The sequence below is a fragment of the Arthrobacter sp. USHLN218 genome (genome assembly GCF_037144715.1).
Taxonomy (GTDB): domain Bacteria; phylum Actinomycetota; class Actinomycetes; order Actinomycetales; family Micrococcaceae; genus Crystallibacter.
This window is the reverse complement of sequence record NZ_JBBCYT010000003.1, coordinates 221251-243702: the sequence shown is the minus strand read 5'-3', so window position 1 is coordinate 243702 and position 22452 is coordinate 221251. Positions and strand designations below refer to the sequence as shown.

Sequence of the window (22452 nt, the reverse complement as noted above, 5' to 3'; positions counted from 1 at the left end):
CACCGGGTCAGCCGGCCTCCCGATGGAACGGGATCGATGGAGGCACGGCGACCCGGTGCGGGGCGGCGTTGAGCCGCCGGCCGCGCACACCTTGGGCCGGGACGGCGAACACCACCACCTGGCGGGCGCCGTCTGCCTCTTTGGACTTGATCGTCAGGCTGCGCGCTCCCACCGGAACGGCAGGCGTGAAGACGTGCAGCTGCCTCGATCCCATGGTCACCGTTCCCCCGGGCGCGTAGTTGGTGCCCAGATGGTCTTCGACGAAGATCTCGGGGTCCGCGACCGGGCCATCCCCGGGCGACGTCAGCTGGAGGTTGACCACGAGCCCGCTGCTCCAGACCTCGACCGAGAGCACAATGAACTCGGTGTTCGGCGTATGGTGGCGGCCCAGCGTCTGTGGCAGCAGTACGTGCCGAAGTTCGCCCGTGGGCAGTGGGTCTTTCATGAGGCACCTCCTGAGGTGAAGATACCCATTTTAGTAAGCGGGCGTTCACTGTGCACTGATTTCCGCACGGATTCTTCAACCTCCCTCGACAGTGGTCGAGCGGCGATGCTAGACAGAGGGCACGGGCGGCCGCGGCTGCGTGGGGCCGCCCGGCACGAGCACGAGTCCGATCCCCGAACCGGTTGCGCGGCAGCCGGAGTCCAAGGAGCAACGGTCCATGCGTATTGCCGACACGTCCGATCTCTGGTGGAAGAACGCGCTGATCTACTGCGTGGACATCGAGACGTTCTTCGACTCCGACGGCGACGGCACCGGTGACATCGCGGGCCTCGCCGAGCGCGTGGACTACCTGGTCGAGCTGGGCGTGACCTGCCTGTGGCTGATGCCGTTCTACCCGACGCCGGACCGTGACGATGGCTACGACATCATGGACTTCTACGGCGTCGACCACCGGCTGGGCAGCGCCGGAGACCTGGTGGAGCTGATCCGCACCGCCAAGAGCCGCGGGTTGCGTGTCATCGCCGATCTGGTGGTGAACCATACCTCGGACCAGCACCCGTGGTTCCAGGCCGCCCGGGCCAGCACGGACAATGATTTCCGCGACTACTACGTCTGGCGCGAGGACGAGCCGCCGGACACCTCGGACCTGGTCGTCTTCACCCAGGAGGAGAAGGGCGTCTGGACCAAGGACGAGCAGACCGGGCACTGGTACCTGCACCGCTTCTACAAGCACCAGCCGGACCTGAACATCGCGAACCCGAGAGTCCGCGACGAGATCGCCAAGATCATCGGATTCTGGCTCCAGCTCGGCCTCGACGGGTTCCGGGTGGACGCCGTGCCGCAACTGGTCACCGTCGGGATGAAGGACGACCTCGAGAGCTCTGCAGCCTTCACCGATCCGCACGGCTTCCTGCGTTCGCTGCGCCGCTTCATGAACCGCCGGAACGGCCAGTCCGTACTGCTCGGCGAGGTCAACCTGCCCTACAAGGACCAGGTCAGCCTGTTCGGGGACGGGGACAGCGCGGAACTAACCCTGATCTTCGACTTCGTGGCGATGCAGCAGATGTATCTATCGCTGGCCCGCGCGGACGCCGGGCCGCTGGCGACCGCCTTGAAGAACCGGCCGGCCATCCCGCCGGAGGCCCAGTGGGCTACCTTCGTCCGCAACCACGACGAGCTGACGCTGGACCAGCTTTCGGAGTCCGAGCGCGAGGAGGTCTTCGCGGCCTTCGGTCCGAAGAAGAGCATGCAGGTCTACGGCCGCGGCCTCAAGCGCCGCCTGCCCCCGATGCTGCAGGGCGACCCGGACCGGATCCGGATGGTGTATTCCCTGTTGTTCTCGCTTCCCGGAACCCCGGCGCTCTACTACGGCGAGGAGGTCGGCATGGGGGAGGATCTGTCGGCCGACGGCCGGATGTCCGTGCGGACCCCCATGCAGTGGACCTCGGGCCCGAACGGCGGATTCTCCTCCGCCCCTCCGGAGGACCTGGCCAGCGCCGTCGTCCGAGGTAATTTCGGTCCCCGGCATGTCAACGTCGCAGATGCCAAGCAGGACCCAGGTTCGCTGCTGAACTTCACCACGAAGCTCGCCCGCCGCTACCGCGAGTGCCCCGAACTCGCTTGGGGCAGCTTCTCGGTCCTGGACCAGCCCCGCAGGGAGGTTCTCGCCCATCGCTGCACTTGGGAGGGCTCCAGCGTGATCGCGGTGCACAACTTCGGCCCGGCCAAAGCCAAGGTTCCGCTGCTGCTCAAGGACGCCGGACCGGATGCCCGCCTGGTGGACCTTCTGGGCCAGGACCATCTCGAACTTAACGACGACGGCGCGGTGCAGCTTGAGCTGCCGGGCTACGGTTTCCGCTGGATGCGGCTACTGTCCCGCGGCGAGGAAACCCATAAGCTTCCGCAAGTCATGACCACCGTGGCTTCGGCAGGAAAGGACTAACCACAAAATGACGGACAGCACAGGCACGGCACGAAACAGCACAGGCATGGCACTGCGCTCCGGCGATCCCAACTGGTGGCGGCAGGCGAGCGTCTACCAGATCTACCCGCGCAGCTTCGCGGACGCCAACGGAGACGGCCTCGGCGACCTGCGCGGGGTCACGGCGAAGGTTCCCTACCTTGCCGCACTCGGAATCGATGCGGTGTGGCTCAGTCCCTTCTACCCTTCGCCGCTCGCGGACGGCGGCTACGACGTAGCCGACTACCGGGATGTGGACCCGAGGCTTGGAACGCTCGACGACTTCGACCGCATGACCCAAGCCCTCCACGCTGCGGACATCAAGATCATTGTCGACATCGTGCCGAACCATTCGTCCGACGAGCATCCATGGTTCCGCGAGGCCCTCGCCGCAGGCCCCGGATCGCCTGCCCGGGACCGCTACATCTTCCGCGACGGCCTGGGCCCGGACGGCTCCAGGCCACCCTCCGACTGGGTCTCCCATTTCGGGGGCAGCGCCTGGACCAGGATCACCGAGCGGTCCGGGGAACCGGGGCAGTGGTACCTGCACCTGTTCGCTAAGGAACAGCCGGACTGGAACTGGGAGCACCCCGAAGTCCGCAAGGACTTTGAAACGACGCTGAGGTTCTGGTCGGACAGGGGAGTGGACGGCTTCCGCGTGGACGTGGCCCATGCCCTCGCCAAGGACATGTCGGAGCCGCTGCGCAGCAAGCCGACCGTCGCCGACGAACTGACGCCCGTTGACGGCAAGGATCCGCTCTTCGACCGCGACGAGGTCCATGAAATCTACGCACAGTGGCGCAAGGTCTTCGACGAATACGACCCGCCGAGGAGCGCGGTCGCGGAGGCCTGGGTGCCCGCCGAGCGGCGGCCGGCCTACGCCAGCCCCGAAGGCCTGGGCCAGGCCTTCAACTTCGACCTGCTCCGCGCCGACTTCGACCCGCGTGCCTTCCGCGAGATCATCACCAACAACCTCGACCAGGCCGCCGCATCGGGGGCATCGTCCACCTGGGTGCTTTCGAACCACGACGTAGTCCGCCACCCCAGCCGCTACGGCCTGCCCCCGGGGCACGACCTCGGACACTGGCTGATGGGCGGCGGCGCCGGTCCCGAGGTGGACTACGAGGCGGGACTCCGGAGGGCGCGCGCGGCCACCCTTTTGATCCTGGCCCTGCCCGGATCGACCTACCTCTACCAGGGCGAGGAGCTGGGCCTGTTCGAGGTCGCCGACCTGCCCGCCGGAGCCCTGCAGGATCCGATCTGGCAACGGACCGGGCGGAAGCTCAAAGGACGGGACGGCTGCCGGGTACCGCTGCCGTGGACGTCCGGCGGGCCGTCCTTCGGTTTCGGATCGAACGGGGCGCATCTGCCGCAGCCCGCCTGGTTTGCCGATGCCGCCGTGGAAGTCCAGGACGGCCAGGCCGACTCGACCCTCGAGTTCTATCGGGCCGCCCTTCGGCTCCGCCGCGAGCTGCAGGGCTTCGAGGAGCTGACCTGGGCCGACGGTTCCGCGGACGACGTCCTGCACTTCGTCCGGCCGGGAGGCTGGCACTGCATCAGCAACTTCGGCAGCAGCCACGTCCCACTGCCGGCCGGCACCTGCCGCATCAGCAGCGGTCCTCTCCGGGCAGGAGAACTGCCGCCCGACACCACGGCCTGGCTCACCCGGTGACCGGCGGCCTGGCGCCGCCGCGGCTGCCCGCTCCCGCACGGCGGTCATTCTGATCGGCCGGGGCTCTTCAACAGCGGAACGGACAGTGCTAAACAAGTAAGTACCCTTATAAATTCCATCTGCAGGAGCGAGAAGGATGCTGACAGCACGGGAAATCATGACCGGCAATGCCGAATGCATTGGTGAAAACGAGACCCTGGAGGCGGCGGCGCGCAAGATGCTCGAGCTGGATGTCGGCTCGCTGCCCGTCTGCGGCGAGGACAACCGGCTCAAGGGAATGGTGACGGACCGCGACATCGTCACGAAATGCCTGGCCCGCGGCGGCGATCCCCGGACGGCGAAAGCGGGCGAGCTGGCGGAGGGCAAGCCGGTCACTATCGGTGCGGACGACAGCATTGAGGAAGCCATCAAGACCATGCAGTCCCACCAGGTGCGGCGGCTTCCGGTGATCGACGGACACGAGCTGGTCGGAATCCTCAGCCAGGCCGACATCGCCCGCAACTACCCTGAGGACCGGGTAGGCGACCTGGTCGAGTTCATTTCCTACTAATCGAGAGGAACGGCCGGCATGCCCCAGCGCACCGCAGCCGACGTCATGGTCGAACGGCTCGAGGCCTGGGGCGTGCCCCGCGTCTTCGGGTACAGCGGCGACGGCATCAACACGTTCATGGGCGCGCTGCGCCGCGCCGGCACGGTGGACTTCGTCCAGGCCCGGCACGAGGAGAACGCCGCCTTCATGGCCGCCGGACATGCGAAATACACGGGCACCGTGGGCGTCGTGACCTCGACCCAGGGGCCGGGCGCCATCCATCTGCTCAACGGACTCTACGATGCCAAGCTGGACAGTGCGCCCGTGGTCGCGCTCGTGGGCCAGCAGTCCCGCAGTGTCCTCGGTTCCGGCTACATGCAGGAGATCGACCTGGCTCTGCTGATGCGCGACGTCGCCTGCTACCGGCAGCAGGTGGACTCCGCCGAGGCCCTTCCCATGGCCATGGACCGCGCCTTCAAGGCCGCGCTGACGCACCGTGGCCCCGCCGTCGTTATTGTTCCCCACGACGTGCAGAAACTGCCCGCCCCCGAGCTGGAGCACGAACACGGGATCCTGGTCACGTCGCCCGAATGGCGGCCATCGACAGCCCTTCCCCAGGCCGCCGACCTGCAGGCGGCCGCAGACGTGCTCAACGCAGGGCGCAGGGTGGCGCTGCTCGTTGGCCAGGGCGCGCGCGGCGCCATGCAGCAGGTCGAAGCGGTGGCGGAACGGCTCGGCGCGGGCATCACTACGAGCCTGCTGGGCAAGCCTTTCGTCGACGAGCGGCTGCCCTATGCCGCCGGCACGATGGGACATCTGGGAACCGGCGCGAGCGGCAACCTCCTGGGCAACTGCGACACGCTCCTCATTATCGGATCCAAGGACCCCTGGACGGAGTTCTATCCGCCTCCCGGGGCGGCGCGGGCGGTGCAGATCGATGCCAACCCGGCTGCCATCGGCATCCGCTATCCGGTGGAGGCGGGCCTCGCCGGCGATGCGGCTCCTACCCTTCAGGCCCTGCTGCCCCTGCTGTCCGGTACTCCGGATGCGGCGTGGCAGGACGATGTCCGGCGGTGGGTGGAGGACTGGCGCGGGCTGTCCGAACGCCGGGCCATGACGCCGGCCAGCCCGGTCAATCCCGAGCGGGTGCTGCACGAGCTCAGCGGGCGGGTCCCGGAAGACGCGCGGCTGGCTGTCGATGTGGGCAGCTGCGTCTACTGGTACGCCCGGCAGCTCGTGCTGCCGAGGGGAGTCCAGGCCCACCTCTCCGGCACGCTGGCGAGCATGGGGTGTTCCATTCCGTATGGTATCGCCGCGAAGCTTGACCGCCCCGAGGCCCCGGTGATCGCCGTGTCCGGCGACGGCGCATTGCAGATGGCCGGGTTGGCCGAACTGATCACCGTGGCCCGGCTCTGGCCGCAGTGGGCCGACCCCCGATTCGTCATCTGCGTCCTCAACAACCGCGAGCTGGCTGAAGTGACATGGGAACAGCGCGAAATGGAGGGCGAGCCGCGATTCGACGCCAGCCAGGCGATCCCGGAATTCGACTATGCCGGTTATGCCCGCCTGCTCGGCCTGGAGGGGATGCGCGTCGATGATCCCGAGCAGGTCGGCCTTGCCTGGGAGAAGGCGCTGGCCGCGGAGCGTCCCTTCCTGCTGGAGTTCGCGACCGATCCGGAGGTGCCGCTGCTGCCGCCGTTCCCGGCGGGCAGGGACAAGGCCGACGCCATGCAGGAGGCGATTGGGGAGGAAGGCGGCTCGGGCCGGCACGCGAGCCGCCTGCTGGAGCAGTACGTCCGCCAGGAAGAGGAGGCATAGGGTCCGGCCTCCCGCGGCGCCGGTCAGGCGGCCCCGCCGTCCTCGTCCTCGTCCTCGTCCTTGTCCGTGTGCGTCGCCATCCTGACGGTTTCAATGATCCGCCGCACGGAGGTCGCGACGCTGGCGGCGGGGCTCAGGGCCGCGGCACCGGCATCGGTCCGGGCATCGACCGCCTGCAGCAGTCCGCCAAGCTGGTCTTCGGCCGCCTGCAGGCGCTGCGGCAAATCGTCCTCGCCGGATTCCCAGGCATGGAGGATATCCGCCGCGGAGCATAGCGTTTCGGACAAGGGCTCGAACAGGCCGTCCGGCAGCTCGCCGGACAGCGGCTTCAGCCCTCCGGCGCCGGCCAGCACGTCCGTGATGTCCTTGACATGGAATGCCACGGTCTCCAGCGCGCGCAGGTTCTGGTAGTCGGTGCCCAGGTCCCGCTTGTGGCGGCGGGCGCGCGGGTTGCCCTTCCGGCTTTCATCGGCATGGTAGACGGCCTGCCGCACTTCATAGCCGGTCGTGGAGATGTCGGAGTTGTAGCGGGTCCAGGCTTCCGGTTCCGGCGGCCATTCCTCGGTGAGCGCCGCGGCGAGCCCCTCCAGGTGCGCGGCGAGCATGGTGCGGAACCGCGATAGCTGCAGTACCGCGGCGCTGAAATTCAACGGGGGCCAGATGAAGGCGTTCACCAGCAGGCCGCAACCGACGCCGACGCCCATCTGCACCGCGTAGCCGATGGAGTAGTCCTCGGCATCCTGTCCGCCGATGATCAGTACGAAAAGTGCGGCCATCGGCACGTAGTCCCTGCCGTACCCTAGGGCTCCGATCCCGGAGAGCAGCACCGCGATCCCGACCACCAGCGGAATAGTGACCAGGTTCGGCTGGACGAAAACGACCACGGCGCCCGCCAGCAGCACGCCGACCAGCAGCCCCGCCAGGGTCTGCAGGCCCGCCTTGACCGAGCCCATGAGGGTCGGATACATGCTGACCAGCGCGCCCAACGGCGCGTAGTAGGGGTATTCGTCGGCCACGCCCGGCATGTGGGGGGCAACAAACCAGGCGATGGCGACGGCGATTGCCGCCTTGACCGCCAACAGGATGCGCGCCTTGCTCCAGTTGATTTCCATCCAGGACACCACGCGGCGCAACGCCGTGGGGGCTTTGAGTGCTAGGGCCATATTTTCATCTTCACAGCCGCCCTGCCCGCTCGCCACCGAAACGTCATTCCGGCCGCCATGCCGCCAATCACTCTTGTCGGCATGCCGCGGGTGCGGCGAGACTAGTGCCATGGCAGAGACGGGCGAGGCCTCGACCGCGGGGGAATCCGCGAACGGACCGGCGCGCGGACTGATCGTCGTCGGAGTTGACGGCTCGCCGCTGTCGATCGCCGCCCTTCGCTACGCCGGGCGGCTGGCGGAATCGCTCGGCTGCACCATCGAGGCGTTGTCCGTGTGGCAATACCATATGGCGCTTGGCACCTTCACGCCGCTGGATTGGACGCCTGAGGAAGACACCAGCGAACTCCTGGACCAGGCCGTGCGCGAGGCCTTCGGCAGCGACCCGCCCGCAGGCCTGCGCCGCACGGTGCGGCAAGGGCATGCGGCCAGCGTCCTGGCGAAGGCGGGCGCCGGCGCCGAAATGCTGATCGTCGGCAGCCGCGGACACGGCGGTTTTGCGGGGATGCTGCTCGGTTCCGTCAGTGCCTCGGTTTCAGCCCACGCCCGCTGCCCGGTGTTGATCATTCATCCGCAGCCTGCGCCAAAGGAGTAGGCGGCCTCCCGCGCCCTCCCGCGGCAGCGGGCGGCCGCCTGCGCGCTCCGGGCCAGGCCTCAGCGCGCCGCAACGAACGTCGACATGCCGGCGTGGCTCAGTTCCGTGGCCGCCCCGATGAGTACAAGCACGACGTAGGCGCTGACCGGTACCAGGAGGAGCCACTCCCGCCAGGACCCTGCGTTGCCGAGCAGGGGCAGCGCGAAGCTACCGTTGGGCCGCCAGATCCGCCGCAGGCCGGGAACCTTGCGCAGGGCCTTCGGCGGACGGATCCGCAGCGGCCACCAGAGGTTGATGCCGTCCGTGGTGACCATGTCACCGAGGAGGTGGACGACGACGCCGATCGCCATCGCGAGCGGGAACCAGTTCTGGTGTTCGGGCGCGAAGGCAGTGATGAAGGCCGCGACGGCGATGCCTACCGCCCAGGGTGTCTTCCGCAACCGGTCCGGAATGAACTTGAGGGCTTTGGCGGCGAAGGCGACCAGCAGAATGCAGAGCAGCCCCGCCGCGGGATAGACCGTTCCGAAGCGCTGCGTCTCGATGCTCGGGAGCCCGGCCAGCCAGGCCAAAGCGACGAACACGGCCACCCCGAGGATGGAGTGGGTGCCGCGCCGGTGGCCTCCGGCCAGGTCGCCGACGGCGGAGCACACAAAGTTGGAGACCGGAGGCAGCGAATGGGCGATGGTGGCGCGGTGATGGTCGGCGTCGGGGACCAGGGCCGCGCCGGCCGTCACGAGGGCACCGCTGATCACTCCGGCTGGGCCGACGTCCAGCAGTCCGGCGCCCAGCAGGACGGGCTGCTGCGCCCAGTCCGCGCTGATGACGGACCCCAGCGAGACTTCGAACTGTGTGGTCAGGGCAATCCAGGCGGCGGCTCCGCTGGCGGCATGGTGGGCACCGAGCATCGGAACCGGCTTCCTCTCGACTTGGGGAGTGGCACTGCGCCGGTTCGAAGTCTAGCCTTCCCCAGTGTCAGTCTTTCTCTTCCCACTTCAGGTCGAGATTGCGGAAGACCGGGGTCCCGTCGCAGAGTTCGGCAAACCGGGCTGCGAACTCGGTGGTCTCCGGGCGGCGCGAATTCTCCATCGCGGACTCGTAGGAGTCGAATTCGACAATGTGCAGGTACGTCCCGGGACGGTCGCGATCCGCCGTCGCAAGGATCCGGCGGAAGGTCGCAGGAGTGCCGCCGGTCCGGGAAGGCCTCCCGAGCTGTTCGATCTCCTCTATCCGCGAGGTCTGGAATTCAATGATCTGGATAAAGCCGGCCATGACGGTTCCTTACCTGGACGATTCGGATGCCGCTCAGGGTAGGCCCGGGGCCGTGTATCCACAATCACCAATTCCGGGGGCTGCTGCGTCCGGGAAAACCTGGAATGCAAAAGACCCCGGAGAACCAACTGGTTCTCCGGGGTCTCTTCCTTGTGCGCGGAGGGGGACTTGAACCCCCACCCTCAATAAGAGGACTAGCACCTCAAGCTAGCGCGTCTGCCATTCCGCCACCCGCGCAGGTGGTGTTCTCAGGCCCGGACCGAACCGGTTCCTTCGAAGCAGCGAGAAAAACTCTAACACGTTTTTCCGGAAGTACTTAATCGGCGCCGGCCGGGCCCGCCTGCCGGAGCCGATTGCCTCCCCGTCCGCGCAGGTCATCGGTAGGCTGGAGGCACCAGACGACTGCTAGGAGCCTGCCATGCCCGCAATTTCGCCCGAGGATGAGGTCGCCCGGATCTGCAGCGAACTCATCCGCTTCGACACGTCCAACTACGGGGGCAATGAAGGCCCGGGGGAGCGGGCCGCCGCCGAATACACCGCCGGGCTGCTGGAGGAAGCCGGCCTGCAGGCGGAGATTTTCGAGTCGGCCCCCGGACGCGCTTCACTGGTCGCCCGGATGACCGGGGAGGACCCATCCGCGGGCGCCCTCGTCGTCCACGGCCACCTGGACGTGGTGCCCGCCCAGAAGGAGGACTGGCAGGTCGACCCGTTCAGCGGCGAGGAGCGCGATGGCCTGATCTGGGGCCGCGGCGCGGTGGACATGAAGGACATGGACGCGATGATCCTGGCGGTCGCCCGGGACATGGCCAGGACCGGCGTCCGGCCCAAGCGCGATCTGGTGTTCGCCTTCTTCGCGGATGAGGAGGCCGGCGGCAAGTACGGGGCGCGCTGGGCGGTGGACAACCGGCCCGAACTTTTCGACGGCGCCACGGAAGCCATCTCCGAGGTCGGCGGCTTCTCCGCCACGATCGGCGGCAAACGCGCCTACATGCTGCAGACCGCGGAAAAGGGCATCGCCTGGTTGCGGCTGGCCGTCATGGGACGGGCCGGGCACGGGTCGCAGCTGAACACGGACAACGCAGTGACGACGCTGGCCCAGGCCGTCAGCCGGATCGGCGCCCACCAGTGGCCGATCGAGCTGACCGATACCACGCGCCGTTTCCTGGACGGCGTGACCGAGCTGACCGGCGTCGAGTTCGACCCGGACAACCCGGACATCCTGCTCAAGGAACTGGGCACGGTAGCCCGGTTCGTCGGCGCGACGCTGCAGAACACCTCCAACCCGACCGTGCTGAAGGCCGGCTACAAGGAGAATGTGATTCCGGGCCTGGCCGAGGCACGGATCGACGCACGGACGCTACCGGGACAGGACGAACTCGTGCTCGCGAAGATCCGGGAGCTGGCGGGCGAGGGCGTCGACATCAGCTACGTCCACCAGGATCGCGCACTCGAGGTCCCCTTCTCGGGCAGCCTGGTGGATGCCATGGTTGACTCGCTGACCGCGGAAGACCCCGACGCCGTCGTGCTGCCTTACACGCTTTCCGGGGGAACCGACAACAAGTCCCTGGCCCGGCTGGGTATTACCGGCTACGGCTTCGCGCCGCTGCGCCTGCCCGACGAACTGGACTTCACCGGGATGTTCCACGGCGTCGACGAGCGCGTGCCGGTCGAATCGCTGAAGTTCGGGACACGGGTGCTAGGGCGCCTGCTCAGGTCGTACTAGGGGAGGAGCATCTGTGCCGAAGACAGCGGAAGAACTGCTGCCCGACGAACTGCTGGAGCGGATCCGCGGCCGTGCCGCCGGCTACGACGAGGCCAACAGTTTCTTCGACGACGACCTGGCAGAACTCGCCGGCGCCGGCTACCTGAAGATGCTGGTGCCGGAGGCGGAGGGCGGCCTGGGCTGGAGCTTGCTCCAGGCAACCCGGGCACAAACCCGGCTGGCGTCGGCGGCCCCTGCGACGGCGCTGGCCGTCAACATGCATCTGGTCTGGACCGGGGTGGCCCGCGTACTCGCGGAGCGCGGCGACGAGAGCATGGCCTTCGTGCTCCAGGAGGCGGGCCGGGGCGAGGTCTTCGGGTTCGGCGTCTCGGAGGCCGGGAACGACCACGTCCTCTTCGATTCCCGGACCGTGGCCCAGCCGCTGGCCGACGGCAGCTACTCCTTCACGGGGGCGAAAGTCTTCACGAGCCTCTCGCCTGCCTGGACCCGGCTGGGCGTGTTCGGGCGCGACGACACCGGCACGGAACCGCAGCTGGTCTGGGCCTTCGTGGACCGCCAGGCTCCCGGGTACAGCATCAAGGAAGACTGGAACACGCTGGGCATGCGTGCCAGCCAGTCCAATACGACGCTCCTGGAAGGAGTCGTGGCGCGGCCGGAGCGGGTGTTCCGCAAGCTGCCGGTCGGCCCCAACCCTGACCTGCTCGTCTTCGGCATCTTCGCCTGTTTCGAAATCCTGCTCTCCTCCGTCTACGCCGGCATCGGGCGGCGTGCGGTGGACCTCGCCGTGGAGAACAGCCAGCGGCGGCAATCACTCAAGAGCGGGCGCAGCTACGCGCAGGATCCGGATATCCGCCGCCGCGTGGCCGAGGCCGCGATGGCCATGGACGGGGTCTACCCGCAGGTTGATGCGCTGGCCGCGGACGTGGACAGCCGGATCGACCACGGGGGCCAGTGGTTCGCCAAACTCGCAGGGCTGAAGGTCCGCACCACGGAAACGGCAAAGCAGGTCGTCGAGCAGGCGGTACGTGTCTCCGGCGGCGCAGGCTATTTCCGCGGCGGCGAACTCGAGCGGCTCTACCGCGACGTCCTGGCAGGCCTCTACCACCCCTCGGACGATGAGTCGGCGCACAGTACCGTGGCCAACGCCTGGCTCGGCCCGCTCGAAGACTGAATCCGCCCGGGGTGCCGGACTGCCGGCGCCTAGACGGTGGCTTCCACGCGCAGGACCCTGCGGCGCAGCCAGTACTTGCGGCCGCCGCCGATGTACAGCCGGGTGCGGACCAGGTCCCACTTGCCGTACTCGGCGTGCTCGGCCAAAGCACGGCGCGCTTCCTTCACCGATTCGCCCTTGGCCAGGGTCAGCACGAGGTACTCGTAGTCGCGGGCATGGTCACGCTCGCGCTGGCTCGTTCCGGTTCCGAATTGTTCCCTCATTGCCCTCCGATCTCTTCACTTATTCTTCCCCCAACGGCTAACGTCTACTACATGGCCATTGATCCGCGTGTCGCGCTCCAGTCATTCACCGCCGCCCTCGAAGAACACCTTGCCGCCGCGTCCAGCCGGCGCGGAGATAACGATCCGGCCGTGGAAGCGGCCTTTTCCTCCATTATGGAAACCTTCGAAGCCTATGAGGATGCACTCTACGACTCCTACGGCGAAGTTACACCCCTGGTGATTTACGACGAGACCGAGGACGATGACGAGGAACGCGACGAGCAGGAAGACGATTACGACGACGTCGCGGACCCGTTCGACGATGACCTGGAGATCGAGGAGAAGTAGCCGGCGGCCGGCAGGGAACTAGGCCGGCGTCGCCGAAATGTCGTCCAGGGCGGAGGCAATTTCGGCGGGAATCCTCTTCGGCGCCGCCGCAAGGATCTGGTGCAGCTGTGCCGGCGTCCGCGGCCCGACCACCGCAGTGGCGATGCCCGGCTGGTCCAGCGCCCAGCCCAGGGCCAGCTCCAAAGCAGGAATATCCAGCCCGCGCGCGGCCGTTGCCAGCGCCTCCGTGATCCGCGCCGAACGCCCGGACAGGTAGGGCTCGACGTAGGCGGCCCCGGCCTCGGAGCCGCCGCGCGAATCCGCCGGGATGCCGCCGCGGTATTTCCCGGTGAGCACGCCGCGGCCCAGCGGGGACCACGCCATCACGCCCGCCCCCAGCGCGCAGGCCGCGGGAATGACCTCGCGTTCTGCGGTGCGCTTGAGCAGCGAATACTCGGCCTGGACGGCCACCAGCGGCACGGCGCTGATCGAGATGGCCCGCGCCAGCTGCCAGCCGGAGTAATTCGACACGCCCACGTAGCGGGCACGCCCGGATCCCACCGCGAACTCCAGCGCGGATAGCGTTTCCTCCAGCGGGGCACCGTCGTCCCAGCAGTCCACCAGCCACAGATCCAGGTACTCGGTGCCCAGCCGCGCGAGGCTCGCGTCGAGGCTACGCAGCATCGCCCCGCGCGAGGCGTCAAGTTGCCGGGCGCCATCGCGGCGGACGATGCCCGCCTTCGAGACAATTGTCACTTCCTGTCGCGGGACCAGTTCGCCCAGGAAAGCGCCGATAATCGCTTCGCTCGCGCCGTCGGCGTAGGCGGCAGCAGTATCCAGCAGGGTCCCGCCGGCCTCCAAGTACGCCCGCAGCATGATGGCGGCGTGCTCTTCATCCGTGGTCTCGCCCCAGGTCATGGTGCCCAGCGAAAGATGCGGCACCTTCAGCCCGCAGTTGCCCAAGCGATTCTGCTCCATGGGCAAAAGCCTACGGCCTCGCGCGCCGCAGGGCGGAAACGGATCGCCTGATTACCGCAGGTCCACGGGCGCATAGGCGAGGTCACCGCGCGGGCGGGCGCCGCCGTCGTACCCTGCCGGGACGGCCCGCAAACGCCGCCTGCGGCATCTCATCCCGCGGGCTGATCTTTCCACGCGCCGGGGTGCGCCGGTTCTGCCGGCGCCCTGCCCGTGCTTTAAGGTCTAACTTGTGACTTGGCTTGAAGCGGCCTTCTTGGGACTGATCCAGGGCCTGACCGAATTCCTTCCGATTTCCTCCAGCGCCCATCTGCGCGTGGTGGGCGAGTTCCTTCCCGGTGCCGCCGACCCGGGCGCGGCCTTCACCGCGATCACGCAGCTGGGCACCGAGACCGCCGTGCTCATCTATTTCTGGAAGGACATCCTCAATATCGTCAAGGCCTGGTTCGGCTCGCTGACCGGCAAGGTCCCGCGGAACGACCCGGACGCCCGGATGGGCTGGCTGGTCATCATCGGCTCCCTCCCTATCGGCGTGCTCGGCCTGCTCTTCCAGGACCAGATCGAGGGCACCTTCCGGAGCCTCTGGATCGTCGCCACCATGCTGATCGTGTTTGGCCTGATCCTGGCGGTGGCGGACTCCATCGGCAAGCAGGTGCGGGCGCTGGACAAGCTCACCTACAAGCACGGCATCCTGTTCGGTCTTGCCCAGGCGCTGGCGCTGATTCCCGGTGTCTCCCGTTCCGGCGGTACGATCACTGCGGGGCTGCTGATGGGCTACACCCGCGAGGCAGCCGCACGCTACGCCTTCCTGCTGGCCGTTCCGGCGGTGTTCGCGAGCGGTCTCTACCAGCTCTTCACCGGGCTGGACGAGCCGGGTCCGTACGGACCCGGCCCGACGGCGCTGGCCACCCTGGTGGCGTTCGTGGTCGGTTTCGTCATCATCGGGTGGTTCCTGAAGTTCGTGTCCACCCACAGCTACAAGCCCTTCGTCTGGTACCGGATCGGGCTGGGTTTGTTGCTCTACATTCTCTTGGGCCTCGGCGTCATCAGCGCCTAAAGTACGACGGCGGTCCCACCGGGTCCGCGACACTCACCGGAAGGAACGTCAATTGTTCGGTTGGAATGCGCGCCCCGTGCCGGAGATCCCCGGCGGTAACGATGGGCTGACGCTCTTCGACACGGCCGCCGGAAACCTGGTCGAGCTGGAGCGCTCCGATATCGGATCGCTCTACGTCTGCGGCATCACCCCCTACGATGCGACCCATATGGGGCACGCGTCTACCTACGTCGCCTTCGACCTGCTGAACCGCTACTGGCGCGACGCCGGACGCACTGTCCGCTACGTGCAGAACGTGACGGACGTCGACGACCCGCTGCTGGAGCGGGCCAAGACGACCGGTGTGGACTGGGAAGCGCTGGCCAAGGACCAGACCGACCTGTTCCGCGAGGACATGGAGGCCCTCAACGTCCTGCCCCCGGACCACTACATCGGGGCGGTCGAGTCCATCTCATGGATCGTTCCCGCGGTGGAACAGCTGCTGGAGGCCGGCCTGGCGTACCGGGTGCCCGGGACGGACGGTGAGCCCGACGGGGACGTGTACTTCGACTCCGCGGCCGCCGCGGGGGAGGGCTGGCACCTGGGCCTGACCTCGCGGCTGAGCGAGCAGGAGATGCTGCCGCTCTTTGACGAACGCGGCGGGGACCCCGACCGGCCCGGCAAGCGGCACCCGCTGGACGCCCTGCTGTGGCGGGTGGCCCGCGAAGGCGAGCCCAAATGGCCGGGCAATTCCCTGGGCGAGGGACGCCCGGGCTGGCACATCGAGTGCTCCATCATCGCCCGCCGCTTCCTGCCGGAGACGTTCGATGTCCAGGGCGGCGGCTCCGACCTGAGCTTCCCGCATCACGAGATGAGCGCCGGGCACGCCTATGCCCTGACCCGCACGCCGCTGGCGAAGCACTTCGTGCACGCCGGCATGGTGGGCCTCGACGGCGAGAAGATGAGCAAGTCCAAGGGCAACCTCGTGCTCGTCTCGAAGCTGCGCGCGGCGGGCGAAGACCCGGCAGCGATCCGCACCGTGCTCCTCGGCCAGCATTACCGCAGCGACTGGTTCTGGACCGACGAGCTCCTGGTCCAGGGACGGGCCCGGCTGGAACTGTGGCGCGAGGCCGCCAGCGCCGGCGCCGATGCTTCAGGGCTGGCGGAGGATATCCGCGCCGCCATGTCCAACGACCTGGACGCCCCCGCCGCGCTGGACGCCGTGGACCGCTGGGCGCGTGCCGTTACCGCCGCCGGCCAAGCCGGTCAAGCCGGTCAAGCCGACCAGGGCGCCGGGGTGTCCGGCGGGGCCGTGGCGGTTCCTGTGGCCGAAGTACTGGACGCGCTGCTCGGCATCCGCCTCTAGGCTCCTGCGGCCGCAGGCCCCTTTGGCGCCGGGCCGGTGACGATTCCGGCGCCAAGGGCCGTGTGCCCGCCGGGCCGGAAACCCGAAGCGGTGCCTCAGTCCTTGCGGCGCTTCTTCAGGTAGCGCTCGAATTCCCGGGCAATCGACTCGCCCGTGGCCTCGGGCAGCTCGGCGGTGTCCTTGGCCTCCTCGAGCTGGTGCACGTAGGCGGCAACCTCCGGATCCTCGACGGCCAGCTCGTTGACGCCGCGTTCCCAGGCCTCCGCTTCCTCCGTCAGCATGCTGGTGTCCAGCGGGAGCTGGAGGATGTCCTCCAAGCGATGCAGCAGCGCGAGCTCGGCCTTGGGGGAGGGCGCCTGTCCGACGTAATGCGGCACGGCGGCCCACAGCGAAACCGTGGGAATGCCGGCCAGGGAAGCCAGCTCCGAAAGCACACCGACGATCCCCGTCGGCCCCTCGTACTGGCTCGGCTCGGTGTTCAGCGCCTCGCGGATGCCGTCGTCCTCGCTGGTGGCGGTCACCGGGATGGGGCGGCTATGCGGCACATCCGCCAGCAGGGCACCCACCAGGATCAGGCAGTCCACGTCCTGTTCCGTGGCGTGGGCCAGCAGTTCCGCCGTGTAGGCCCGCCACCGGTAGGAGGGCTCGACGCCATGGACGAAGACGACGTCGACGTCCGTCCCGGGAACGCTGCAGCGGGTGAGCTTGGTCGTGGGCCACTTGATCCGGCGTTCACCCGACGCCGTGCGGCGCACCATCGGGCGGGTGAACTGGAAGTCGTAGTAGAGGTCCGGGTCGATGCTGGCGACCTTCCGCCCGTCCCAGGTCCGGCTCAGGTACTTCACCGCGTCCGTGGCGGCCTCCCCGGCATCGTTCCAGCCCTCGAAGGCGGCCACCATCACCGTCAGCTTCCGCTGCGGCTGGCCTTCTTCGTGCTGGCGCGGGAAGAGGGAACGCAGCCCCCGAGCCTCGTTGTTGTCCTGTGTGCTCACCTCTTCACCCTAAACCGAAGGCTCTTCGGTTGTCAGGGAAGTCGGGTTTCAATTCCCGTGCCGGCATACCGGCGTCCGCGCCTCTCCGCCCCGTGATCGCCGGGGCGCTCCTGCTGCCTCCCCGCTGCGTCCTGCGCTGCGGTGAGCCACCGTAGACTGGGACCATGCCTGATGCTTCCCGCCCCGTCGAGGTGCCCGCCGATGAGCCCCGCCTGCACGCCGTCCTGTGGGACATGGACGGCACCTTGGTGGACACCGAGCCGTACTGGATCGAAGCCGAAACGGAGCTCGTCGAGAGCTTCGGCGGCACCTGGTCGTACGAGCTCGGCCGCACTCTGGTTGGCAACGCACTGCCGTCCTCCGCGGCGGTCCTCCAGCAGGCCGGAGTGGAACTGCCCATCCGCGACATCATCGACCGCCTGATCACGGCCGTGGTCGAGCGGGTGCGGCACCGGATCCCGTGGCGGCCGGGGGCGCGCGAGCTGCTCGCCGAACTGCGCGAGGCCGGCATTCCCACGGCCCTGGTCACGATGTCCGAGAAGACGCTGGCCGAGGAAATAGTTGCCGCCCTACCGCAGGACAGCTTCCGGCTGCTGGTCACCGGGGACATGGTGGTGCACGGCAAGCCGCATCCCGAGCCCTACCAGCGAGCCTTCGATGCGCTGTCGGCCGAGTGTCCGGAGCTCCGCAAGGACCGTGCCGTCGCCCTGGAGGACTCCGTGCCCGGCGCCACCTCTGCCCAGGCGGCGGGGCTCGTGACCGTGGCCATACCGCACGTCGTACCGGTACCGGCAGCGGCGGGACGGATCCTGTGGTCCACCCTTGCGCACAAGGGAATCGCCGACCTTGAAAGGCTGCTCGACGCTACCGAAGCCGTGCCGGCGGAAGCCACCGCATGAGCACGGCTCCGCATACCGGGGGCTCGCCGGACACCGGTAATTCGAGCCCGGAGCCGAAGCCCAAACGCAGCGAAGGCATCCCGCTGGGCCGGATCGCCGGCGTCCCCGTCGTGCTGGCCTACTCCTGGTTCATCATCGCGGCCTTTATCGTGATCGCCTTCGGGCCGCAGGTCCAGCAAGGCATCCCCGGGATCGGAGCCGGCGCCTACGTCGTGGCGCTCGGCTATGCGCTCCTGCTGCTCTTCTCGGTGCTCGTGCACGAACTGGCGCACGCGGTCAGTGCCCGCATCTTCGGCTGGCCGACGGCGCGGATCGTGTTGAACCTCTGGGGCGGCCACACCCAGTTCGAGAGTTTCAAGGCCACGCCGGGCAAGTCCCTGATCGTCGCCCTCTCCGGGCCGGCCGCGAACTTCGCGCTGGCCGGAGCCGGGATACTGGTGCTGCCGCTCATGCACGCCAGCGCCGTGGGGTACCTGCTGACGGACATCTTCGTCTGGGCCAACTTCCTGGTGGGGCTGTTCAACATCCTGCCCGGGCTGCCGCTCGACGGCGGCCGGCTGGTGGAATCCGCCGTGTGGCGGGTGACCGGGAGCCAGGAAAAAGGCACTCTCGCGGCAGGCTGGGCAGGCCGCGTCATTGTGGTGCTGACCGTGCTGGCGGTCATCGGCTGGCCGCTGCTGATGGGCCGTGAGCCAAGCCTCCAGGTCGTCGTGATCATGGTGCTCGTCGGAAGCTTTTTGTGGATGGGCGCCAGCGCCTCGATCGCCAATGCCAAGCTGCGGCTTCGCCTGCCGCAGGTCTTCGCCGGGGCACTGAAGAGGCCGGCGGTGGGCGTTCCCGCGACGGCGACTGTTGCCCAGGTCAGGGACGCCCTGCAGCGGAACCCGGGCACCGCCGTCGTCCTGACGGCCGCAACCGGCCAGCCGGAGGCGGTCATGGATTCCGTCGCGCTGCAGCAGGTTCCCGAAGCCAGCGCCGCGGCCACGCCGGCCACCGCCGCAGCCCGGCCCCTCGCGCCCGGGGCGTATGTCCCGGAGTGGGCATCCGGCCAGGAACTGGTCCAGTACCTGGCCGGACTCGGCGGTACCGAGTACGCCGTGGTGGACCAGCAGGGGTACGTCACCGGGCTGCTCAACCAGGCCGCCGTGGTCCGCGCCATCACCGGCAAGGACTCCTGAGGCCGGCCGCGGCCAAAGAAGCGGCCGGACAGGCGGCTGAAGAATACGCCGCCGCCAGCATAGAATCATCAGGCCCGTTCGTACGGGATTCTGCCACCAACCGGAAGTAGCGAACCATGAGCCCTGCCACCAGCCCGACCGGAGCCGAACAGCGCCGCGGCCCCTTCCGCCCCGGCGAACGCGTTCAGCTGACGGACGAAAAGGGCCGGATGAACACCGTTACGCTGACCCCGGGCGGAGCCTTCCACACGCACAAGGGGCTGCTGGCCCACGACGCCGTGATCGGCCGGCCGGAGGGCAGCGTCGTCACTAACGACACCGGCCACCGGTACCAGGTGCTGCGGCCCCTGCTCTCGGACTTCGTGCTCTCGATGCCGCGCGGCGCCGCCGTGGTGTATCCGAAGGACGCCGGCCAGATCATCACCATGGCCGATATCTTCCCCGGTGCTCGCGTGGTCGAGGCGGGCGTCGGCTCCGGCGCGCTGAGCATCTCGCTGCTGCGGGCGGTGGGGGACCAGGGCTACCTGCACTCGTTCGAGCGCCGCGAAGAATTCGCCGACGTGGCCCGCGGGAACGTGGAAACCATCTTCGGCGGGCCGCACCCGGCGTGGAAGGTCAGCATCGGCGATTTCCAGGAAGAGGTCGTGAAGCAGGAGGCGGCCGGCAGCGTCGACCGTGTCGTGCTGGACATGCTCGCCCCGTGGGAGTGCCTGGACGCGGTGGCCACCGTCCTGGCGCCGGGCGGGGTCTGGATCAGCTATGTGGCGACGGTGACCCAGCTTTCCCGCACGGCGGAGGCCATCAGGGCCGACGGCCGGTTCACCGAACCCGACGCCTGGGAGTCCATGGTCCGCGGCTGGCACCTGGAGGGACTGGCCGTTCGCCCGGACCACCGGATGGTGGCCCACACCGGCTTCCTGCTCACCGCGCGCCGGCTCGCCGAAGGAGTCACGGGCATCACGCCCAAGCGCCGGCCGTCCAAGACGGAATTCACCGACGAGGACCTGCAGACGTGGACCCCGCGCGACGGCGACTGGAGCCCGGAGACCCTCGGCGAACGCGTGGTCTCCGACCGCAAGCTCCGCCGCGCCGCCAAGGACGCCGCCTCCACCGTGCAGCGGGGCGCCTTCAAGGGCACCGGATCAGAGGCCGACCAAAAGGACGGATAAACCGCCGCTGGGCTGGGCATTTTAGCCTGTTTTATGCCGGATGGAATTACCCAAAGTACTTCAGCGTTTCCTTCTCAAATAGGTGTCACGCCGGGACATCGGCGGTTAGGGTTCTAGGAAGGGTCCCGACTCGAGAGAGAAGGTTGCGGTGATGAACGAACAGCAGAACCAGGGCAACGATCCGGTGCCGGCTGCGGCTCATGCCAACGAGTTGACCATCGCCCAGCGGCAGATCAACGTCCTGCGCGACAAGATCCGCAACCTCGACAAGCAGCTGGCCGCGGCGACCGCCAACAACTCACGCATGGTCGCGATGCTGGAGTCGGCCAAGGCGGAGATCATCCGGCTCAAGGCCGCCCTGGAGCGGGACGGCGAAACGCCGTTCAGCTTCGCGACCATCCTGCAGGTCAACCAGCGGCAGCAGCCGCGCGCGGGCGTTACGACGACGGCGACCACGCAGGAGAGCGTGGACATCATCCAGTCGGGGCGCAAGCTGCGCGTCGCCGCCAGCCCGCTGATCAACCTGGCCCAGCTTGCCCCGGGCCAGGAGGTGCTGCTGAACGAGTCGCTGACGATCATCGCCGCCCTCGGCTTCGAACGCGCCGGCGAGCTGGTCACGATCAAGGAGCTGCTGGGTGCCGACCGGATCCTGGTGATCGGGCGGGCGGACGAGGAGCGCGTCGTGAAGCTCTCCGGCGAACTGCTGAAGGAACGGATCCGCGTCGGCGACGCGGTGTCGATCGATTCCCGGACCGGCTACGCGTTGGAGAAGATCCCGCGCAGCGAGGTGGAGAACCTGATCCTGGAGGAAGTGCCGGACATTTCCTACCAGGACATCGGCGGCCTCGGCCCCCAGATCGACGAGATCCGGGACGCCGTCGAGCTGCCGTTCCTCCATCCTGACCTCTACCGCGAGCACGGGCTGAAGGCTCCGAAAGGCATCCTGCTCTACGGCCCTCCCGGCTGCGGCAAGACGCTGATCGCCAAGGCCGTGGCGAATTCGCTGGCCGCCCGGGCGCTGGAACGCGGCGGTCCGGAGGGAACGCGCAGCTACTTCCTGAACATCAAGGGCCCCGAACTGCTGGACAAGTATGTCGGCGAGACGGAACGGCACATCCGGCTGATCTTCGCCCGTGCCCGCGAGAAGGCCTCGGATGGCAGCCCGGTCGTCGTCTTCTTCGACGAGATGGACTCCCTCTTCCGCACCCGCGGAACCGGCGTCTCGTCCGACGTCGAGACGACCATCGTCCCGCAGCTGCTGAGCGAGATCGACGGCGTGGAGAAGCTGGAGAACGTGATTGTCATCGGCGCGTCCAACCGGGAGGACATGATCGATCCGGCCATCCTGCGGCCGGGCCGGCTGGACGTCAAAATCAAGATCCAGCGGCCGGATGCCGAAGCGGCCGCTGAAATCTTCGGGAAGTACATCACGACGGACCTGCCGATCCACGTGGACGACCTGGCCGAGCACGGCAACGACCGCCAGGCGACGGTGGACGCCATGATCCAGCGGACCGTCGAGGCCATGTACGCCAAGGAGAAGTCCACGGAATACCTGGAGGTCACCTACGCCAGCGGCGACACGGAGATGCTCTACTTCAAGGACTTCAACTCCGGCGCGGTCATCCAGAACGTGGTGGACCGGGCCAAGAAGAACGCCATCAAGGACCTGCTGACCAACCAGCAAAAAGGACTGCGGATCGAGCATCTGCTGCACGGCGTCGTGGACGAGTTCCGCGAGCACGAGGACATGCCCAACACGACCAACCCGGACGACTGGGCACGCATCTCGGGCAAGAAGGGCGAGCGGATCACCTACATCCGCACGATCATCCAGGGCAAGGAAGGCCAGGAGGCCGGCAAGGCCATCGAAACGACGGCGAATACGGGGCAGTACCTGTGAGC

Annotated in this window: 21 protein-coding genes and 1 tRNA gene; 14 read left to right on the top strand and 8 right to left on the bottom strand. The window is 68.0% G+C overall.

Features of this window, described 5'->3' with window-relative positions; all coding sequences use genetic code 11:
* Positions 1–7 precede the first annotated feature (7 nt).
* Positions 8–445 carry a hypothetical protein gene (locus WFH44_RS08415; protein WP_336713271.1) on the bottom strand — a complete coding sequence of 146 codons (438 nt, stop codon included), beginning with the start codon at positions 443–445 and terminating at the stop codon, positions 8–10.
* Between the two features lie 217 nt (positions 446–662).
* Here WFH44_RS08415 and WFH44_RS08410 point away from each other — a divergent pair, with 217 nt between their 5' ends.
* From WFH44_RS08410 to WFH44_RS08395, 4 genes are all read left to right on the top strand, one after another.
* A complete protein-coding gene (locus WFH44_RS08410) occupies positions 663–2387 on the top strand; it encodes an alpha-amylase family protein (protein ID WP_336713269.1) in 1725 nt (574 codons plus the stop codon).
* 7 nt (positions 2388–2394) lie between these two features.
* Positions 2395–4077, top strand: coding sequence for a glycoside hydrolase family 13 protein (locus tag WFH44_RS08405; RefSeq protein ID WP_336713267.1), 1683 nt, complete (start codon positions 2395–2397; stop codon positions 4075–4077).
* A gap of 136 nt (positions 4078–4213) precedes the next feature.
* Complete coding sequence (locus WFH44_RS08400) at positions 4214–4627, top strand: CBS domain-containing protein (RefSeq protein ID WP_336713265.1); 414 nt, start codon at positions 4214–4216, stop codon at positions 4625–4627.
* Positions 4628–4645: 18 nt separating this feature from the next.
* Complete coding sequence (locus WFH44_RS08395) at positions 4646–6424, top strand: thiamine pyrophosphate-requiring protein (RefSeq protein ID WP_336713263.1); 1779 nt, start codon at positions 4646–4648, stop codon at positions 6422–6424.
* Positions 6425–6447: 23 nt separating this feature from the next.
* Here the strand turns inward: WFH44_RS08395 and WFH44_RS08390 are convergent, their stop codons facing one another.
* Positions 6448–7587: an FUSC family protein gene (locus WFH44_RS08390; RefSeq protein WP_336713261.1), complete on the bottom strand. Its 1140-nt coding sequence runs from the start codon at positions 7585–7587 to the stop codon at positions 6448–6450.
* 109 nt (positions 7588–7696) lie between these two features.
* Here WFH44_RS08390 and WFH44_RS08385 point away from each other — a divergent pair, with 109 nt between their 5' ends.
* The gene (locus WFH44_RS08385) at positions 7697–8179 is read left to right on the top strand and encodes a universal stress protein (protein ID WP_336713259.1); all 483 of its coding nucleotides are present in this window, start codon (positions 7697–7699) and stop codon (positions 8177–8179) included.
* Positions 8180–8238: 59 nt separating this feature from the next.
* Here WFH44_RS08385 and WFH44_RS08380 read toward each other — a convergent pair whose 3' ends face one another.
* The 3 genes from WFH44_RS08380 to WFH44_RS08370 form a co-directional block, all read right to left on the bottom strand.
* Positions 8239–9084: a metal-dependent hydrolase gene (locus WFH44_RS08380; protein ID WP_336713257.1), complete on the bottom strand. Its 846-nt coding sequence runs from the start codon at positions 9082–9084 to the stop codon at positions 8239–8241.
* A 67-nt stretch (positions 9085–9151) separates the two neighbouring features.
* A complete protein-coding gene (locus WFH44_RS08375; protein ID WP_336713255.1) occupies positions 9152–9448 on the bottom strand; it encodes a hypothetical protein in 297 nt (98 codons plus the stop codon).
* 153 nt (positions 9449–9601) lie between these two features.
* Positions 9602–9685, bottom strand: a tRNA-Leu gene (locus WFH44_RS08370).
* Positions 9686–9866: 181 nt separating this feature from the next.
* Between WFH44_RS08370 and WFH44_RS08365 the strand changes: the two genes are divergently transcribed.
* A complete protein-coding gene (locus WFH44_RS08365) occupies positions 9867–11171 on the top strand; it encodes a M20/M25/M40 family metallo-hydrolase (protein ID WP_336713253.1) in 1305 nt (434 codons plus the stop codon).
* A gap of 13 nt (positions 11172–11184) precedes the next feature.
* Positions 11185–12342: an acyl-CoA dehydrogenase family protein gene (locus WFH44_RS08360; protein ID WP_336713251.1), complete on the top strand. Its 1158-nt coding sequence runs from the start codon at positions 11185–11187 to the stop codon at positions 12340–12342.
* Between the two features lie 29 nt (positions 12343–12371).
* Here WFH44_RS08360 and WFH44_RS08355 read toward each other — a convergent pair whose 3' ends face one another.
* Positions 12372–12605 carry a DUF5703 family protein gene (locus WFH44_RS08355; RefSeq protein WP_336713249.1) on the bottom strand — a complete coding sequence of 78 codons (234 nt, stop codon included), beginning with the start codon at positions 12603–12605 and terminating at the stop codon, positions 12372–12374.
* A 51-nt stretch (positions 12606–12656) separates the two neighbouring features.
* Between WFH44_RS08355 and WFH44_RS08350 the strand changes: the two genes are divergently transcribed.
* A complete protein-coding gene (locus WFH44_RS08350; protein ID WP_336713247.1) occupies positions 12657–12953 on the top strand; it encodes a hypothetical protein in 297 nt (98 codons plus the stop codon).
* Between the two features lie 18 nt (positions 12954–12971).
* On the opposite strand, the gene WFH44_RS08345 is transcribed toward WFH44_RS08350, so the two are convergent.
* Positions 12972–13910 carry an aldo/keto reductase gene (locus WFH44_RS08345; protein WP_336713245.1) on the bottom strand — a complete coding sequence of 313 codons (939 nt, stop codon included), beginning with the start codon at positions 13908–13910 and terminating at the stop codon, positions 12972–12974.
* Between the two features lie 229 nt (positions 13911–14139).
* On the opposite strand from WFH44_RS08345, the gene WFH44_RS08340 reads away from it, so the two are divergent.
* The gene (locus WFH44_RS08340; RefSeq protein WP_336713243.1) at positions 14140–14964 is read left to right on the top strand and encodes an undecaprenyl-diphosphate phosphatase; all 825 of its coding nucleotides are present in this window, start codon (positions 14140–14142) and stop codon (positions 14962–14964) included.
* Between the two features lie 52 nt (positions 14965–15016).
* On the top strand, positions 15017–16309 hold the full coding sequence (gene mshC, locus WFH44_RS08335) for a cysteine--1-D-myo-inosityl 2-amino-2-deoxy-alpha-D-glucopyranoside ligase (protein ID WP_336713241.1): 1293 nt from the start codon (positions 15017–15019) through the stop codon (positions 16307–16309).
* A 95-nt stretch (positions 16310–16404) separates the two neighbouring features.
* Here mshC and WFH44_RS08330 read toward each other — a convergent pair whose 3' ends face one another.
* The gene (locus tag WFH44_RS08330; RefSeq protein ID WP_336713646.1) at positions 16405–17268 is read right to left on the bottom strand and encodes a PAC2 family protein; all 864 of its coding nucleotides are present in this window, start codon (positions 17266–17268) and stop codon (positions 16405–16407) included.
* A gap of 197 nt (positions 17269–17465) precedes the next feature.
* Between WFH44_RS08330 and WFH44_RS08325 the strand changes: the two genes are divergently transcribed.
* The 4 genes from WFH44_RS08325 to arc all read left to right on the top strand — a co-directional run bounded on the left by WFH44_RS08325 (position 17466) and on the right by arc (position 22450).
* A complete protein-coding gene (locus tag WFH44_RS08325) occupies positions 17466–18200 on the top strand; it encodes an HAD family hydrolase (RefSeq protein ID WP_336713239.1) in 735 nt (244 codons plus the stop codon).
* Positions 18197–19378 (top strand): site-2 protease family protein, encoded by a 1182-nt coding sequence (locus tag WFH44_RS08320; RefSeq protein WP_336713237.1) that lies wholly within the window; start codon positions 18197–18199, stop codon positions 19376–19378. The genes WFH44_RS08325 and WFH44_RS08320 overlap by 4 nt, the downstream gene beginning before the upstream one ends.
* Positions 19379–19494: 116 nt before the next feature.
* The gene (locus tag WFH44_RS08315) at positions 19495–20547 is read left to right on the top strand and encodes a tRNA (adenine-N1)-methyltransferase (protein ID WP_336713235.1); all 1053 of its coding nucleotides are present in this window, start codon (positions 19495–19497) and stop codon (positions 20545–20547) included.
* Positions 20548–20698: 151 nt separating this feature from the next.
* On the top strand, positions 20699–22450 hold the full coding sequence (gene arc, locus WFH44_RS08310) for a proteasome ATPase (RefSeq protein ID WP_336713233.1): 1752 nt from the start codon (positions 20699–20701) through the stop codon (positions 22448–22450).
* Positions 22451–22452 lie beyond the last annotated feature (2 nt).